Origin of the sequence: Cohnella hongkongensis (assembly GCF_042654645.1) — a bacterium.
Taxonomy (GTDB): Bacteria; Bacillota; Bacilli; order Paenibacillales; family Paenibacillaceae; genus Cohnella; species Cohnella hongkongensis.
Genome location: NZ_JBHSEP010000002.1, coordinates 245,927 through 262,964 on the forward strand (window position 1 = coordinate 245,927; position 17,038 = coordinate 262,964).

Here is a 17,038-nt window from a genome sequence, read left to right on the forward strand (position 1 = left end):
CCGGGAGGTTCTGTCAAGCTTCGGTCTTGCGCGTCCGGATGCGATTCCGACGGAACGACAGCAAGTACTTGTAAATAAACTTGCTGTTGTTATGCGCGTATCTTCTCCAAAGGCGGCGCGGCTCCATCATTAGGCGGAACAGCCATTCCAGTCCGGCGTTCTGGACGAGCCGCGGCGGTCTCTTCAGATTGCCCGCGATATAGTCGAATGCCGCCCCCACCCCCAGCATGACGCCATGGACGCGGTGGCGGTGCCGGTGCATCCACAGCTCCTGCTTCGGACAGCCGAGCGCCACGAAGACGAAATCGGGGCGGCAGGCATTGATGTCCGCGATGAAGCCCAACTCTTCTTCTTCGCTCAGCTCCCGGAAGGGAGGGGACGCCGTCCCGACGATTCTCAGCCCGGGAAACTCCTTCTGAAGCGCTTCTTCAAGCGACGCCAGCGTCGCCGGAGTACAGCCGTACAGATAGACGCCGTAGCCGTTCCGGCTCGCTCTTCCGCACAGCTCCTTCATCAGCGAGGTGCCGTCCACCCGCTCCTGGTTCCGAAAGCCCAGCGCTCTTAACGCCCATACGAGCGGCATGCCGTCCGGCGTGCAGATGCCGGCCCGATTCAACGCCGTTCTGAATTCGCTCCTCTCCGTCGCCGTGACCAGCGAGTGCGTCGTGCATACGCATACGTATTTCGAAATTTTCTCGACAGCCCACTTCTCGATCTCGTCGGCCGTCTGCCGGAGGCTTAGAGCGGTGACTTTCGTTTCCAGAACGTGTCCGCTTCTGAGACGGCTGAAATCCGGCGGCCAGTCCGCGATCGCTCCTTCCGGACGGACGAGCTCTTCGTAGATTCTCATAAGGCGGTCTTCGTTCAGCCGCTTGCTGTACTTCTTCCGATAGACGAGCCGGACGTTGGCCCGCAGCCGCTCGTATTCCTCGTCCGCGCCGGCCTTGCGAATCGCTTCGGCCAAGCCCGCTTCGTCTTCGGCCTGATAGTGATAGCCGGTTACTCCGTCCTCCACGATCTCCTCCAGCGAGCCGACGGCGTTGCCGATCACCGGAGTTCCGACGGAGTACGCCTCGACGACGGTCATCGGGAAGCCTTCGTAACAGACCGAAGGAACGATCAGAAACCGCGCCTCCCGCATGTACTGCATGACGACGTCCGAATCCCGGCTGCCCAGAAACAGAATGTGGGGACAGTGCTCCGCGCGGCTCCTCAGCGAGGGCCCGTCCGGCCCGTCTCCGATGACGATCAGCCGGTTGGACGGATCGAGCGCTTTCCAGCTCTCGATCAGCCGGTCGACTCCTTTCTCTCGGGACAGTCTCCCGACGTACAAAAAAAACGCCTTCTTGGGCGCTTCGTCGGTTTCCGACTGCACGAAGTTGGGCTTCACGACGATTTTATGCTCGGGAAGGCCGCTGTCGACGAACTTCCGTTTGGCGAATTCGGTCAGCACGATATATCGATCCACCTTTCTATCCCAGGTTCGAAGCATCCGATTGACTTGGAGCATCAGGGCGACGGCGGCCGTCTGAACAAGCGAGTCCCTGTAGCAGCGGTGAACGAGCGAATAGCCCAAGCTTCGTTCGACGCATTTCTCGCATATCTCTCCCTGTCTGAAGAACGCTCCCCCGGGACACAGCAGTCTATAGTTGTGAAGCGTCTGCACGACGGGAATGCCCATCTTTTTCGCGGCATAGCAGGCCGACGGAGAGATGAGCGGAAAGGTGTTGTGGAAGTGCACGAGATCCGGCTTGTGCTGCGCCAGAAACCGCTTGAACTCCCGATAGCTTCTCGGCGACCAGGGCGTGCGAAGCGCGGTGACCCACCGGCTCCGGGCCGGCATGCGGCGGATCTCGTCGTTATGCTTCCGGTACTCGACCACCTCATGGCCCAGCGATCTTAACATGGCGGCTTCCTGCTTCACGACTTGATCTTCCCCGCCGGGCAGCTGATAAAAGTTGTGAACATGAGCGATCTTGATCGGCTTCATCGGTCTCCACCCTTATTGAACGGCTTTCAAATAGGCGTTTACTTCGCGGTCGATCGCGATGCTGCCGGCAAACTCGCGGCACCGCCGCTGGCTTGCGGCCAGCTCGTCCCGGTTCTCGATCAACGTCTCCATCGCATCGGCCAGATCGTCGATCAGCGTCTGCTCGTCCACCCGGTCGTCGACGACGACCCCTCCGGCTCGGGCCGCCAGCTCGGACGCGCCCACCGATCGGGTTACGATCGGGACCGCCCCCTGCAGCATCGCTTCGTGAACGACGACGCCCCAAGGCTCCTTGCTGCTGGTCAGCATAAAGACGTTCGAACGGCCGTATGCCCGCCTAAGCGCGTCTCCCAGCAGCCTTCCCGTAAAGGCAACGTGCCTCTCCAGCCCCAGCTCGGCCGTCAACCGTTCCAGCCGCCCCCTCTCCGGTCCGTCTCCTACAATCGTAAGCTTCCAATCGAGATCTGCCCTTCTGGCTTTAAGATGGGCGGCGGCGCGAATGATCCGGTCCACCCGCTTCAGCTCGACCAGCCGGCAGGCGGTGAGCAGCTCGATCGCGCCGCCGAACGGGCTTCGGATCGCGGACGGCGCATAGTAGTCCGCTTCCGGGGTCAAGTACGAGATGTAGGTTTTGCCGCGAATCGCCTTGGAGATCGCTTCGATATGCCGGCTTGAACTCTCGCTGCAGCAGATGCAGGCCGAAGAGCGGCGGAGAACGGCTTTGCGTATCCAAAGCCGGGCCCATCTGACCGACAGCTTGCCGAAGAAGTCTCCGTTCTCGTCCGTCATGGAGACGAGCTTGACCCGCTTGCGCGCAAGCGCCATGTAGGCAAACGTCTGCAGCGCCGTCAACGGGGAGAAGTCGGACAGAATGACCCCGTCGGGAGACTTGCGGAGCAAGTAGCGAAGCAGCCGGAAGTGAACGGGCATTCTGCCCGTCTCGGTCTTGACGGATCGCCCTCCGAGCACGTCGTAGTTGACGCCGTCCTCGATGCCGCTGGCCCAGACCTCTCCGTGGGACAAGGACTCGAACACGGTCCAGCCTTCGAATGTCTCGTTCTCGCTCAGCGCTCTATAGAGCCGGTAGCGGTAAGGGACAGGGACGTTCGTCACGAGCAGAACGAGCGGTTTGGCGATGGCTTTCATAGGTCCACCCTTTTGTCAGAATGCGTGCTTGGAGCCGAAAAAAACCTTTAACGTCTTCAGAATAATCATAAAATCGTTCAGCAGACTTCTTTCCGCGATATACTTCAGATCGATCTCGACCATGTCCTGGAAGCTCGTGCTGCTTCTTCCGCTCACCTGCCACAATCCCGTGCAGCCCGGCGTGACCAGCAAGCGCTGCAATTCATAGGGCGTATAGAGCCGGACCTCCCGCGGCAGCGGCGGTCTCGGTCCGACCAGACTCATCTCCCCCTTCAGCACGTTCCACAGCTGGGGCAGCTCGTCCAAGCTAAGCCTTCTAATGACTCTGCCGACTTTGGTCACCCTCGGATCCTCTTTGATTTTGAACATCGCGCCGACAATCTCGTTTTGGTCCAGCAAGGCTTCCAGCATTTCCTCCGCGTTGGCTTGCATCGATCTGAACTTGTACAATCTGAACGGCTTCCCGTTCTTGCCGATCCGAATCTGCGAGAAGATCACTTTCCCTCCGGGATCCTCCATTTTAATGAACAGGGCGACAAGGGCGCACACCAAAGCGAGCGGAAGGCTGGCCGCCGTTATGCAGATCAAATCCGTCAGTCTCTTCCCGATCTTGAACGCCAAGCTGGCCTCCCGTCCGAAGGCGGGGGAAGCGGCGGCAGGCACGATTCGATTTTCCAGGGATACGTTGAGATCCGGCATGCTCATCTATCTCCTAACTGACCGAGGAACGGTAATCGGCCAGCATCGTTTCCAACGCTTTGACGAGCGGCAGCTGCAGTTCGCCGTTATTCAGAGCGAAATGGAGAGTCGTTAAAATATAGCCCAGCTTCTCCCCGACATCGAACCGCGAGCCTTCGAAGCGATAGCCGTACACGCTCTCGATCTGCGCCAGCTTCTGTATCGCGTCGGTTAACTGAATTTCTCCCCCGGCCCCGGTCGAAGCGTGCTCCAGAAAGTCGAACAATCCGGGCGTCAGCACATATCTGCCCATAATCGCCAGATTCGAGGGCGCGCGCTCCTGTTCCGGCTTCTCAACCAGGCCGATCGCCTCGTACAGCTGGCCGTTCGTCGTCCCCGGCACGATAATGCCGTAACGGCCGACCTCGCTCCAGTCGACCGGCTGAATTCCGATCACCGAGGAGCCGATCTGCTCGTACTGTTCGATCAGTTGAAGCAGGCACGGCTTCTGCGCCTTAACGATATCGTCTCCGAGCAATACGGCGAACGGTTCGTCGCCGATAAACTTGCGGGCGCACCATACGGCGTGTCCGAGCCCTTTCGGCTCCTTCTGGCGAATATAATGAATGTCCACAATATTGGTAGACTTCTGCACTTCCTCGAGAAGCTTCAGCTTCTGCCTCTCCAGCAGCGCCTTCTCGAGCTCGAACGCGTTATCGAAATGATCCTCGATCGCTCGCTTGTTCTTCCCGGTCACGATGATAATATCCTGGATCCCCGACTCTACCGCTTCTTCGACAATGTATTGGATGGTCGGCTTGTCGACGATCGGCAGCATTTCCTTCGGCATGGCTTTCGTCGCAGGCAGAAACCGCGTCCCCAGCCCTGCGGCGGGAATTATCGCTTTTCTGACTTTCTGCATCCGGTTCTCCTCCTATGCTCAATAAATAGTAAAGCTATGTCTTCCTAACCTTGTCGATTACGAAGACATAGCTCTGCTCTTTATTGTCGGGCATCCAACCCGCCCTCACTTCATGCCCTTGACGATGCACGTCTAAGGTGGCGAACCACCCACAGCATGAACGAGTGCCTACTTTGATAGAGGTAGAGTAGACATCACCTCGGCAGGAGAACACCGGTCTAATAGGAATAGGCCCGATCCTGCCTCGATCTTTTTTTGTCGTTTAACACGACGCCAAGCAGATGGGCGTCCGCATGCCTCAGCTGAGCGATGGCCTTCTGCACCAGCGTTCGCTTGACTTGGCCGTAGCGGATCACGAACAGGACGCCGTCGCATTTTTTGGACAAAAGCTGCGCGTCCGATACGGCCAGAACAGGAGAGGAGTCGATCAGAATGATGTCGTATCTTTCCTTTAACTGGCCCAGAATGTCGTCCATGCGGGACGATCCCAGGCAATCGTAAGGATTCGACAGGCTCGGCCCGGAAGGAATGATCGACAGGTTCGGAATAAACGTGTCGGTAATCGCTTCTTCCAGCTTGCACTGATCGGTCAACAGATAGGAAAGGCCGAATCTTGGCGGAACGGCGAACAGATGATGCAGGGAGGGTCGTCGCAGATCGGCGTCGACGAGCAGCACCTTCTTGTTCGTCTCGGCATAGGAAACGGCGAGATTGCTGACGGTCGTGGACTTCCCTTCGCTTGGCACGGTGGACGTGACGAGAAGCGTTCCGATCTCGGCCCCGCCGGCCGCGAAGCCGAGGTTTGTCCTCAGCGTACGGTACGACTCGGCGATCGTCAGATTCGCCCCGCTGCTCGTTAATAGCCTGATCCTATCTTGGGATCCCGACATGAACGCTCTCCCCCACCGGTTTCTTTTTTAACGTCTCCTTGCTTCTCTTGAACCTTGTGAACTTGATTCTCGATACGCTGGCCAGCGCAGGCAAGCCCAGAAGCGACTCGATCTCTTCCTCGCTCTTCACCGTGTCGTCCAGATAATCGAGCAGGAACACGAGAGCGGCGGAGAAAAACAGCGACAGCGCAAACGCGATAAGCGTCTTCATCACGATTCCGTAAGAGACGGGAACGCTGTGATCTCCCGGCTTGGCTTCCCTAAGAATGGTGATGTTGTCGACGTTCATGATCTTGGGGATCTCCTGCCTGAACACTTGGGCGATCGCGTTCACGATCATAACCGCCTGATCCAAGGACGGGTCCCGGATCGATATGCTCATCACCTGCGAACCGGAGGAGGACTCCACCCTGACCTTCGAGATCAGCTCGCCGGCGTCCATTCGAATGTCGGGATATTGCAGCGCCACCGCCTCCATGATCGCAGGCGTTGCGATAATCTCCTTGTACGTCTCGATCAGCATAATATTCGTATTGATCTCGTTCATATCCGGCCGGAAGGCCGCCGTACTCTGGGACGTGCTCGTTACGATCAGCTTGGTCTCGGCCTCGTATATGGGATTGGGATAATAATAGTCGTAAGCGGCGACAGCCAGGCAGGAGGAGGTTACGACGATCGCCATTAACCACCAGCGTTTGAGCAGAATCTTGAAATAGTCTTTAATCGTCAGTTCCATGTGCAGCCTCCCAAGTCGGATAAGGAATTCACCGAATGTTACTATTTGTATCTGTGTTTCTAATTTATGATACAATTAGTATCATGTCAAGCGAAACTTTGAATCTTTTTCCTGTTTGGAAGCCGGATTTTTTCTATTCTTTTCTACATGTATCGCCATATTCGAAGAGACATCGGAGGGCTTGTTTCGTCGGGGAAAGGACTTGAGAGGTTGCGGGGAAGAAGCGGACGCTGCGCTCGCGGACACCGGTCCGCGAACCTCACTCCTCCCTCGTCTCCGTCCGGCGTCGGGACAGGAAGCGGAAGAGGGGCCGAGCTTGGAACTTCGCTTGCTCGCCGCTGCTCATCGTCCCGCCAGCCAGCAGCTTTGCAGAGTTGGCGAGAAGCAAATCCCGGACATCGGAGCCGCAGAGGTCGGCGAGGGCGCGGCAAGCTTCCCGGAGCTTGAACGAACGCCGGCCCGTATCGTGGGCGTCGGAAGCCACCAGATGATACCATCCGTATCGCGCCATCCGACGAGCCGCATGCTGAACCGCTTGTCCGTAATCGCCGAGCAGAGACGGAGCGGTAAGTTGGAAGCAGGCCCCTTCGTCACGCCATTCTCCCAGCCTGTCGGGATGGCGCTGGAAAGGCAGATGCCGTTCGGGATGGGCCACGATCGGAACGTATCCGGACTGCCGAATGGCGCGAAGGGCCGAACGCCATGCCCTGGGCGTCTCTCTGGACGGGAGCTCGATCAGAACGTAGCGGCTGCCGCCCAGCGGACGGATCGCTCCCGGATTCCCGCCCCGGCCCGCCCCGAGGTGATACTCCTGTCCCGGCCAGACCGTCAGCGCGATTCCGCCAGCCGCAAGTCTGTCGTTCAGCTGAGCGGCAAGCCGATCGATTTTGCCGGGCCAATTCAAGTAACTGGACTTGCCGTGGTGAGGAGTCGCCAGGATGTCGGTGATTCCCTGCTTTACCGCTTCGGCCGCCATCTCCATCGATCGCTCCCAATCTTCGGGACCGTCATCGCACATCGGAAGAATATGACAGTGAGTGTCGATCATCTCTCTCCCTCTCCCTTCTGAATGCCCATCTTCACTTTAGATACATTTTGTATCATTGTCAACCGACAAAAAAACCATCCGCTAAGGATGGTTTTCTCGCAAAGGCCGCTCTGCTATGCCGCTATGCCGCTATGCCGCTATGTCGCGCTTTCGGAATACGGTCCAGGAAACGGCGTTAAAGATGACGAAATACGCCGCCAGAACCGCTAACGAGAAGCCCAGTGTCGTCGGATGACTCGGAATCGGCCCCGAGCCTCCGTCGATATACGGGGTCAAATCCAGATGCATGAACAGAACGTATTTCACCCAAGCCTTATTCGCCAGCGCGAACAATCCGGTAATCAGATTGCCCGCAAAGAGGAAGGAGATGGACAAGCCGATCGCCAGCCCCCCGCTGCGAAAAGCCGAGGACATCGTGAAGCCGAACGTCACGATCATGATGAGTGTAATAAACTGGAACAAATAAAATCGGAGGATGTACTCCCAATTGGACAAGCCGGACGACGACAGGGTGGCGTCGCCCATTCCGAAGATCAGCGCGTTGGACAGCATCGTCATGAGGAACGCCGCCGCGGTGAAGAACAGGGCGAACAGCAGCGTCGACAAATACTTCGACAGCAGGATCGACGACCGGCTCCAGGGACGAATCAGCAGCAGCTTGATCGTTCCCCATGTGAACTCGCCGGCGACGCTGTCGGCCGCCACGACAACCGTGAAGATCGTGATGAGCGAGAAGAGAATGTACGACTCCGTCATCATCATGTTCCAGCCGGACATCTCCTCTCCTCCGGCCAGATAGATCGCCAGGGATACAAGAGGCGGGAGAAGCACGATAAAGCCGAGCATGATCCACGTGCGAATTCGGCGATAGATCTTCATATTCTCGTTCAGGATCAGGTTCATAAAGTTAGCCAATGGTTTCACTTCCCGTCACTTCGAGGAATTGGTCTTCCAACGACTTCGTCTTCACGCGGATTCCGTAGACGTTGATTCCCGCCTCCACCAGTCTGCGGTTCACGGCCGCGATCCCGTTGCGATCGGTCGATAGCGTCAGCAGGCCGTCCTCGATCCGCCCTGCCCCTTGGCCCTCCAATGCGTCAAGCGCCGCCTCGGGACGATCGACGTCGAACAGCACCTCGTCGAGCGCGATCTTCTCTCCTTCGGCCGCATTCCCTCTGATCGAGCGGATGTCCAAAATTTGTCCCTTCTGGAGAATGGCGACCCGGTCGCACATCAGCTCCATCTCGGACAGAAGGTGCGAGGAGACGAGCACCGCCGTTCCTTCTTCCCTGGCCAGCTTGCGCAAATAGTCGCGAAGCTCCCGAATCCCTGCGGGGTCCAGGCCGTTGGTCGGCTCGTCCAGGACAAGAAGCTTAGGCCGGTGCATCACCGCCTGAGCGACGCCCAGTCGCTGCCGCATGCCCAGAGAATATCTCTTGACCTTATCGTGAATGCGCCCTTGCAGTCCGACGAGCTCGACAACCTCTTGGATTCTCTCCTTCGTAACGGAAGGATTCATTCGGGCATAGTGAAGCAGATTCTGATATCCCGTGAGAAACTTGTACATCTCCGGATTCTCCACGATGGCGCCGACATGCACGATCGCTTTCGGATATTCCGTCTTAATGCTGTGATCCGCAATGTGAATGTCTCCCGAGGTTAATCCCATCAGACCGACGATCATGCGGATCGTCGTCGTTTTGCCTGATCCGTTGGGACCCAGGAAGCCGAAAACTTCGCCCGGATGAACTTCGAAGGACACCCGGTCGATAATCGTTCGACTGCCGATGACTTTCGTCACGTTCTGCAGCCGGACGACAGGAGCCTGTGTCATGCGCTAACCTCCGACATGGTAGATTTGTTCCAGCTTCATTATACCAACATTCCTGCGGAAATCCGAAAACTTTATGTAAAATTTAGTCCATGACGTCCAGGCGGGCAACGGCTGCAGTCGAACGGGCGGCGACCTTGCACTGGATGCAGCAGCCGAGCGGGTACAGTCCGCGGTAGTAGCCGGTACGAAACAGCATGCCGGCCTGCTCGATCGACTTGAGCTGATCGCACTTCACGCAATAGAATACGGATGATTCTTTCATGGATTAATCCCTCCATCGATCTTATATCCCGTTCAGACATTGCAGCATTTCCGATTGAATTCTTTGCCGCTCCTCGGCCGTGATCGTATAGTAGTAAATCCCGTCGATTATTTTTCCTTTGCCTTGCAAATACATCGTTTCCACGCTTCTGATCGACGACCGGTATTCGGTGACCAGCTCCAGCATCTCTGCAGGGGTCAGATCCGTTCGCACGTACTTGGACAAGTGCGACAGCAGCGTCGGCAGCTTCGTTACCGCTCCCGCGCCGGCCAGCCGATCTATCGCGCCGGACAGAATCTGCCGCTGTCTCTGCGTTCGGCCAAAATCCCCCTGGGGATCTTCCTTCCGCATCCGGCTGTAGGCCAGCGCCTCCTCACCGTTCAGATGCCGTTCGCCTGCGGGAAACGAATAGCCCTCGTATTCGAAGGCCCGCTCATTGCGGACATCCACCCCTCCCAACGAATCGACGATTCCGACAAGCCCTTCCATATTCGTTTTCATATAATAGGAGATCGGCACTCCGAACGCCTGCTCCACAGCTTTGACGGACAAGGCTACGCCGCCGAAAGCATAGGCATGGTTGATCTTGTCGTACTTGCCCGAGTTCGGCATCCTCACCCTCGTATCGCGCGGAATGGACAGGGCCAGCGCTTGTCCGCTGCGGGGCTGCACGGCAAGCAGAATCATCGTGTCGCTTCTCCCCCGGTCCCACGGCCTCTCGTCCACTCCCAGCAGCAGCATAGTGAACGGCTCCTGATCGGCGATGCTCGGATTTCTCAACCTCTCCACGTTCGCCTCGCCGACCGTCCGCGCTCCCTTCTGCGCCGGAACGGCGGGCTTCCCCTCGGTCTCTCCCTCTCCCTCTCTCGCTGTCGCTTCGACCGTCGGCTCCGCCTTCATGTCCAGCGGCCGCGCCTCCGTCTCCATTTCCGTTTCGAACACCGGATCCTCCCACGCTGCGGAAGGAAGCGGCTCGTACATGGCGTTTAACGTCCTCTGGGCGGTGACCCAGACGTACCCTCCGGCCGCTAAAGCCGTCAATAGCAAGGCCGCCGCAGCGTACGCGGCCATTCTGAACACACGTGCCCGATTCAATCCGGCCTTCCCCTTTCCTCATCAGAACATGGCGTCCAGCCGCTTGAACTCTCCGTCGTCGCGGCGATCCGACACTTTCTTGTACAGCGTATGAATGTGCGGACTCTCCAGCAGCATCAGCCGAACATACTCTTCGAACCGGTACTGGAATGCCAGCAGCTCCGCCCCATTCATTCTCCACTGCCCTCCGTAGTAATGCCGTCCGTCGTCTTCCGCTCCTCCATGAAGAAGAACGATTCTGGGGCAGGCCGTATAGCCGGCCAGCTGCATCTCGATCCTCCACTCCACGTCGTCGCGAATCGGCAGCCGCAGATGAGTAGCGAAGCTGCAGCCGCCAAGCCCGATATCCCGGAGAAGCACACGCTGTGCGCGGCTTCTCCGCTCGCTGTCCCGGATTCGCCACAGCATCAGTTCTACGTAGACGGGCGACTGCGGTCTGAAACGCAAGTGCGCGCGCCGGTTAACGACCCTCTGTTCGCTCATCGCTGGACCCGACTCCCGACTGATACACATTGTAACAAGCTCGATGTGACTACTTTACGATACAATTCGTATCAAGTCAAGGGGACATGAGAACCTGCTAATAGACGACGTTTATTTGCATTTCGATCGGGTAAGTACTAAAATAGAAAGCATCGTTGCGACATTTTGTTTCATTTAATGCAAATGCCTGTCTTCCATATTATGATGAGATCAAACACCATCTTGGGAGGGATCTGATGAATATCGGCAGTCGTCTCGCCTTTCTGCGAGACCAACGCGGTTTAACTCAAGAAGAACTGGCCGCTTCCCTGGGCATATCGCGCGCGGCGCTGTCCCACTACGAGAAAAGCCGCAGGGAGCCCGACACCGAGACGCTGGGAAAAATCGCGGATCTGTTCCAGGTCTCCATCGACTACTTGGTGGGAAGAACTCCGCACCCCCAGACGACTCTGGATCCCGAAGTGCGTCAATTCGCCGACGAGCTTGAACTGTCGGACGAACAGATTTTGGATCATTTCGCTTTGACGATCGACGGACGCAAGCTGACCGCGGAAGAAGCCCGCCGGTTCATTGCCTTCGTTCGCGCGGAACGCAATATGAATGAAGCATGAAGGCAGCCGAATTTAAAATATAAAAAACCTCGACGTAACCGGTGCCTTCACCGCTTCTGCGAGGTTTTTTTGGATGCGCTTCTTATGTAGGGAAGTTTGAACCTGATTGGCGGCCTGCCGCCGCGAACTCCTCCGGCCATTTCTCCTTATGTATGCCCAATTGCTCCAGAATCTTGCGGATGTCAACTTCCAATGGCCGCTTGCTTGCGCTGTGTTCCATCGGTAATCCTTTCTCCATCTCCGCTCCCATACCCTCTCTTCGATCCCGGATTGCAAAACTAAATCTAGTATAAAATATAGGACCTGCGGAGGGTGTCGACCGATGATGGCTGTCCTATTCATTTTAGTTAGAGGTTTTGTCGAATCCGACCCTTCCCTCGCGAATATCCGAAGAACGGCAGACGAACGCCGGAGGCTGCGCAATGGCTTCCTCCGGCGTTCGCCGATTCTATAACGGTGCTATGACAACGAGATCAGTTGCCCCCTACGCGAGAGAGGTCGCGCATGTTGGCCTCGAAGGCGGCCAGCATCGCTTGCTCTCCGCTTAAGCCTTGCGCTTTAACCTTCGCGATCTGCTCCATCATCCGCTTGTAATCTTTAGGAATCACTTTGACGAATTTGCCGACATGTCCCGTCCAGTCCTCGAGCACCCAGCGGCCGAGCTCGCTGCTCGTATACTGCACGTGCTTGGCGATCATGGAACGGACCTCGGCGATTTCCTCCTCGTCTTCGAGCCCTTCCAATCCGACCATCTCGAAGTTGCAGCGCTTCGCGAACTGGCCGTCCCAGTCGACCACGTAAGCGATGCCGCCCGACATCCCGGCCGCGAAGTTGCGTCCGGTCTTGCCGAGGACGACCACGCGTCCTCCGGTCATATATTCGCAGCCATGGTCGCCCACTCCCTCCACGACAACGTTAACGCCGCTGTTGCGCACCGCGAAGCGTTCGCCCGCCACGCCGCGGATGTAAGCTTCGCCGCTCGTCGCGCCGTAGAACGCGGTATTGCCGATAATGACGTTGTCCTCCGCCTTAAACGTCGCGTTAGGCGACGGATAGATGGCGATCTTGCCGCCGGACAGCCCCTTGCCGACGTAGTCGTTGGAGTCGCCCTCGAGCGTCAGGGTCATCCCTTGCGGGATGAACGCTCCGAAGCTCTGCCCCGCCGTCCCGACGAAGTGGAACCGGATCGTATCCTCCGGCAGCCCATTTTTCCCGTACCGGTTCGTCACTTCCGAGCCGACGATCGTGCCGACGACGCGATTCGTGTTCTTGATCGGGAACGTGCCCGTCACGCGCTCGCCCCGTTCGATCGCCGGAGCCGCCGCCGCGAGAAGAGCTTGCTTATCCAGCGACTCCTCCAGCAGATGGTTCTGCTCCTTGGCGTGATGGCGGAAGGAGCCTACCGGCAGCTCCGGCATGTACAGAAGCGGCGCCAGATCGATGCCCTGCGTCTTGTAATGCTTCACCGCCAGCCTCGTATCCAGCCGATCCACCCGTCCGACCATCTCCTCGACGGTACGGAAGCCGAGCTGCGCCATAATCTCGCGGAATTCCTGCGCCACGAATTTCATGAAGTTGACCGCATGCTCGGGATCCCCCATGAACTTCTTGCGCAGCTCCGGATTTTGCGTCGCAACGCCGACCGGACAAGTATCGAGCTGACAAACCCGCATCATGACGCAGCCGAGCACGACGAGCGGCGCGGTCGAGAACCCGAACTCCTCGGCGCCAAGCAGCGTAGCGATCGCGATGTCGCGTCCCGTCATCATTTTGCCGTCGGTCTCGACGATGACGCGGTCGCGCAGATTGTTCAGAATAAGCGTCTGATGCGTCTCTGCGAGGCCCAGCTCCCACGGAAGGCCCGCATGGCGGATGGAGCCGATCGGCGAAGCGCCCGTTCCTCCGTCGTAGCCGGAGACGAGAATGACGTCCGCCCGGCCTTTGGCCACGCCTGCCGCGATCGTGCCGACGCCGACCTCGGACACGAGCTTGACGTTGATGCGCGCCCGCGGATTTGCATTCTTGAGATCGTGGATCAGCTCCGCCAGATCCTCGATCGAGTAGATGTCGTGGTGAGGCGGCGGCGAGATAAGGCCGACGCCCGGAGTTGTGCCGCGCACTTCCGCGACCCACGGATACACCTTCCGGCCCATCAGCTGTCCGCCTTCGCCCGGCTTCGCCCCCTGCGCCATCTTGATCTGAATCTCTTCCGCATTGGAGAGATAGTAGCTTGTGACGCCGAAGCGGCCGGAAGCCACTTGCTTGATCGCGCTGCGGCGGGAATCGCCGTTCTCGTCCGGCACGTACCGCGCCGGATCCTCTCCGCCTTCGCCGGAATTCGACTTGCCGCCGATCCGGTTCATCGCGATGGCAAGAGACTCATGCGCTTCCTTGCTGATCGATCCGAACGACATCGCTCCGGTCTTGAACCGCTTGAAGATCGATTCGACCGGCTCGACCTCTTCGATCGGCACCGGCGGCTGATCCAGCTTGAACTGGAGCAGGGAGCGCAGCGTACGGACCTGCTCGTATTCGCCCTGGACAAGCGCGGAATATTTCTTGTACGTCTCGTAATTGCCGGTGCGGGTCGCCATCTGCAGCGTATGGATCGTCTGCGGATTAAACAGATGATCCTCTCCGCCCTTGCGCCATTGATAGTCGCCGCCGGAATCGAGCTCCCGCTCGGCGCCCTGCTGGGTCGAGAACGCGCGGTTATGGGCCGTCAGCGTCTCCCGCGTGATGACGTCGAGGCCGATGCCTTCGATTCGCGAGGCCGTTCCCGTGAAGTACTGCTCGATCACTTCCGAATTCAGGCCGACCGCTTCGAAAATCTGCGCCCCGCGATAGGACTGGATCGTGGAGATGCCCATCTTGGACAACACTTTCACGACGCCTTTGGTCGCCGCCTTAATGAAGTTCTTGACCGCTTTCTCGTGCGAAACGGTGCGGATCATGCCTTGACGGATCAAGTCGTCGAGCGTCTCGAAGGCCAGGTACGGATTCACCGCGCTTACGCCGTAGCCGATCAGCAGGGCAAAGTGATGAACCTCGCGCGGCTCCCCGGACTCCAGCAGAATACTCACCTTCGTTCGCGTGCCCTGGCGAATCAGATGGTGGTGCAGCGCCGACACGGCCAGCAGCGACGGAATCGCCGCGTTGTCGGCGTCAATGCCCTTATCGGACAGAATCAAAATGTTATGCCCTTTAGAGATGACCCGGTCGGCGGCGTCGCACAGCAGCCTCAGCGCGCTGCGCAGCCCCTGCTCGCCCTCCTGCGGGGAGAAGAAAATCGGCAGCGTAATCGACTTGAAGCCCGGACGGTGCACGTGCCGCAGCTTCGCGAACTCCTCGTTCGAGAGAATCGGCGTATACAGCCGGATGTGCCGGCAGCTCTCGGGCTCCGGGAGAAGCAGATTGCGCTCCGGTCCGACCGTCGTATAAGTGGAGGTGACGATCTCCTCTCGAATCGCGTCGATCGGCGGATTCGTCACCTGCGCGAACAATTGCTTGAAATAATTGAACAGCCGTTGAGGCTTCTCCGACAGGACCGCCAGCGGGGAATCGTAGCCCATGGAAGCGAGCGGCTCTACGCCCGTCAGCGCCATCGGCTCCATCACCTTGCGGACGTCCTCGAACGAGTAGCCGAACGCTTGCTGACGCAGCTGAACCGTCTCGTGATCCGGCTCCGGCAGCTCCGGCGCCTCCGGCAGATCGTCGAGATCGACGAGATGATCGTTCAGCCATTGGCGATACGGATGCTCCGTAACGATCGAACGCTTCACTTCCTCGTCGGAGATAATGCGCCCTTCCTTCGTATCGACGAGCAGAATCCGGCCCGGACGCAGCCGGTCCTTCAGCACGATGTCCTCCTGAGGAATCTCGATTACGCCGGCCTCCGAGGCGAGCACGATCAGATCGTCCTTCGTCACGCAGTACCGCGCCGGACGCAGGCCGTTCCGGTCGAGAACGGCTCCGATCTGCACGCCGTCCGTAAAGCCAATGGCAGCCGGACCGTCCCAAGGCTCCATCAGGCAAGCGTGATATTCGTAGAAGGCTCTCTTCTCTTCGTCCATATACTCGTCGTTCTGCCAAGGCTCCGGCACCATCATCATCGCCGCGTGAGCCATCGAGCGTCCCGCCAGGTACATGAACTCGAACGTATTGTCGAACATCGCCGTATCCGATCCGTCCGGGGCGATGATCGGCTTGATCTTCTCCAGCTCGTCTCCGAACAGCTCCGACTGAAACAGCGTCTGACGGGCATGCATCCAGTTGATGTTGCCGCGCAGCGTGTTGATTTCTCCGTTGTGGATCAAATAATGGAACGGGTGGGCGCGCTCCCAGCTCGGGAACGTATTCGTGCTGAAGCGAGAATGCACGAGCGCCATCGCCGTCTCCAGGCGCGGATCGTGCAGCTCGGGATAGAACAGGCCGACCTGCTCCGTCGTGAGCATCCCCTTGTATACGATCTTCTTGCTCGAGAAGCTCGGAAAATAGAACATGTCCGCCCCCTCGATGCCGGCATAGCGAATCGCCAGCTCCGCGCGCTTGCGAATCACGTACAGCTTGCGCTCGAACGCCAGATCGTCTGTCAACGCAGCCGAGCGTGCGATGAACGCCTGGCGAACGAACGGCTTTACCTTTTTCGAGGATTCGCCGAGCGGCTCGTCGTTCGTCGGGACGGTACGCCATCCGATCATCGTCTGGCCTTCCTCCGCCACGATTTTCTCCAGAATCTCCTCGTGGTTGCGGCGAACGTCCTCTTCCATCGGCAGGAACGTCATCGCCACCGCGTATTGGCCTGCTTCCGGCAAGCTGAAGCCGAGCTTCTCCGACTCCGCCTTGAAGAAGCCGTGGGGGATTTGCAGCAGAATGCCCGCTCCGTCTCCCGTGCTCGGCTCGCTGCCCTGTCCGCCGCGATGCTCCATATTGAACAGCAGCGTCAACGCCTGCTCTACGATCTCATGCGATTTCTTGCCCTTGATATGGGCGACGAACCCCATCCCGCATGCGTCCTTCTCGAACTGCGGATCGTACATTCCCTGTTTGACGGGAAGACCTTTACGCATCTCTACCATGTATATCAACCTTTCTGTGGACAGTGTAGAAAATATGCAAAACGGCTTCAAATCCCATCCCGATTCACCTAATATTAATGATGGAAGGAGCTGCGGGCATAGCGGGGTCTGAAAGTCGTGGGTCGTTGCGGCGGAAAGTCGATTCTAATTCCCGTATCGTTGAGAATGGATAAATTATTTTACCACCCCCGCGAAAAGAATGACAATTTAATATTTTTATGAAGTCGATAAGCGCGGCTAGAGCTGCGTCTATCCACACGGATTC

General features: G+C 58.2%; 15 protein-coding genes. 1 reads left to right on the forward strand and 14 read right to left on the reverse strand.

Annotated elements, in window-relative coordinates; all coding sequences use genetic code 11:
• Positions 1 to 13: 13 nt before the first annotated feature.
• The 12 genes from ACFO3S_RS04365 to ACFO3S_RS04420 form a co-directional block, all read right to left on the reverse strand.
• Positions 14 to 1,990: a WecB/TagA/CpsF family glycosyltransferase gene (locus ACFO3S_RS04365; protein WP_378092670.1), complete on the reverse strand. Its 1,977-nt coding sequence runs from the start codon at positions 1,988 to 1,990 to the stop codon at positions 14 to 16.
• Positions 1,991 to 2,002: 12 nt separating this feature from the next.
• Positions 2,003 to 3,136: a glycosyltransferase family 4 protein gene (locus tag ACFO3S_RS04370; RefSeq protein WP_378092672.1), complete on the reverse strand. Its 1,134-nt coding sequence runs from the start codon at positions 3,134 to 3,136 to the stop codon at positions 2,003 to 2,005.
• Positions 3,137 to 3,151: 15 nt separating this feature from the next.
• Complete coding sequence (locus ACFO3S_RS04375) at positions 3,152 to 3,841, reverse strand: sugar transferase (protein WP_378092674.1); 690 nt, start codon at positions 3,839 to 3,841, stop codon at positions 3,152 to 3,154.
• A gap of 7 nt (positions 3,842 to 3,848) precedes the next feature.
• Complete coding sequence (gene galU / locus ACFO3S_RS04380) at positions 3,849 to 4,736, reverse strand: UTP--glucose-1-phosphate uridylyltransferase GalU (RefSeq protein WP_378092676.1); 888 nt, start codon at positions 4,734 to 4,736, stop codon at positions 3,849 to 3,851.
• 218 nt (positions 4,737 to 4,954) lie between these two features.
• A complete protein-coding gene (locus ACFO3S_RS04385; protein ID WP_378092678.1) occupies positions 4,955 to 5,626 on the reverse strand; it encodes a CpsD/CapB family tyrosine-protein kinase in 672 nt (223 codons plus the stop codon).
• Positions 5,607 to 6,362 (reverse strand): YveK family protein, encoded by a 756-nt coding sequence (locus ACFO3S_RS04390; protein ID WP_378092681.1) that lies wholly within the window; start codon positions 6,360 to 6,362, stop codon positions 5,607 to 5,609. The genes ACFO3S_RS04385 and ACFO3S_RS04390 overlap by 20 nt, the downstream gene beginning before the upstream one ends.
• 259 nt (positions 6,363 to 6,621) lie before the next feature.
• Complete coding sequence (locus ACFO3S_RS04395; RefSeq protein WP_378092683.1) at positions 6,622 to 7,410, reverse strand: tyrosine-protein phosphatase; 789 nt, start codon at positions 7,408 to 7,410, stop codon at positions 6,622 to 6,624.
• A gap of 129 nt (positions 7,411 to 7,539) precedes the next feature.
• A complete protein-coding gene (locus tag ACFO3S_RS04400; RefSeq protein WP_378092686.1) occupies positions 7,540 to 8,325 on the reverse strand; it encodes an ABC transporter permease in 786 nt (261 codons plus the stop codon).
• Complete coding sequence (locus ACFO3S_RS04405) at positions 8,318 to 9,244, reverse strand: ABC transporter ATP-binding protein (RefSeq protein ID WP_378092688.1); 927 nt, start codon at positions 9,242 to 9,244, stop codon at positions 8,318 to 8,320. Before ACFO3S_RS04405 ends, ACFO3S_RS04400 begins: the two co-directional genes overlap by 8 nt.
• An 82-nt stretch (positions 9,245 to 9,326) precedes the next feature.
• The gene (locus ACFO3S_RS04410) at positions 9,327 to 9,506 is read right to left on the reverse strand and encodes a hypothetical protein (RefSeq protein ID WP_378092691.1); all 180 of its coding nucleotides are present in this window, start codon (positions 9,504 to 9,506) and stop codon (positions 9,327 to 9,329) included.
• A 21-nt stretch (positions 9,507 to 9,527) separates the two neighbouring features.
• A complete protein-coding gene (locus ACFO3S_RS04415) occupies positions 9,528 to 10,601 on the reverse strand; it encodes an LCP family glycopolymer transferase (protein WP_378092694.1) in 1,074 nt (357 codons plus the stop codon).
• Between the two features lie 21 nt (positions 10,602 to 10,622).
• Positions 10,623 to 11,084: a hypothetical protein gene (locus ACFO3S_RS04420; RefSeq protein ID WP_378092696.1), complete on the reverse strand. Its 462-nt coding sequence runs from the start codon at positions 11,082 to 11,084 to the stop codon at positions 10,623 to 10,625.
• A gap of 236 nt (positions 11,085 to 11,320) precedes the next feature.
• Here ACFO3S_RS04420 and ACFO3S_RS04425 point away from each other — a divergent pair, with 236 nt between their 5' ends.
• Complete coding sequence (locus tag ACFO3S_RS04425; protein WP_378092698.1) at positions 11,321 to 11,695, forward strand: helix-turn-helix domain-containing protein; 375 nt, start codon at positions 11,321 to 11,323, stop codon at positions 11,693 to 11,695.
• 82 nt (positions 11,696 to 11,777) lie between these two features.
• Here the strand turns inward: ACFO3S_RS04425 and ACFO3S_RS04430 are convergent, their stop codons facing one another.
• Positions 11,778 to 11,933, reverse strand: coding sequence for a hypothetical protein (locus ACFO3S_RS04430; protein WP_378092700.1), 156 nt, complete (start codon positions 11,931 to 11,933; stop codon positions 11,778 to 11,780).
• Between the two features lie 235 nt (positions 11,934 to 12,168).
• Positions 12,169 to 16,773, reverse strand: a complete 4,605-nt coding sequence (gene gltB, locus ACFO3S_RS04435; RefSeq protein WP_378092702.1) for a glutamate synthase large subunit — start codon at positions 16,771 to 16,773, stop codon at positions 12,169 to 12,171.
• Positions 16,774 to 17,038 lie beyond the last annotated feature (265 nt).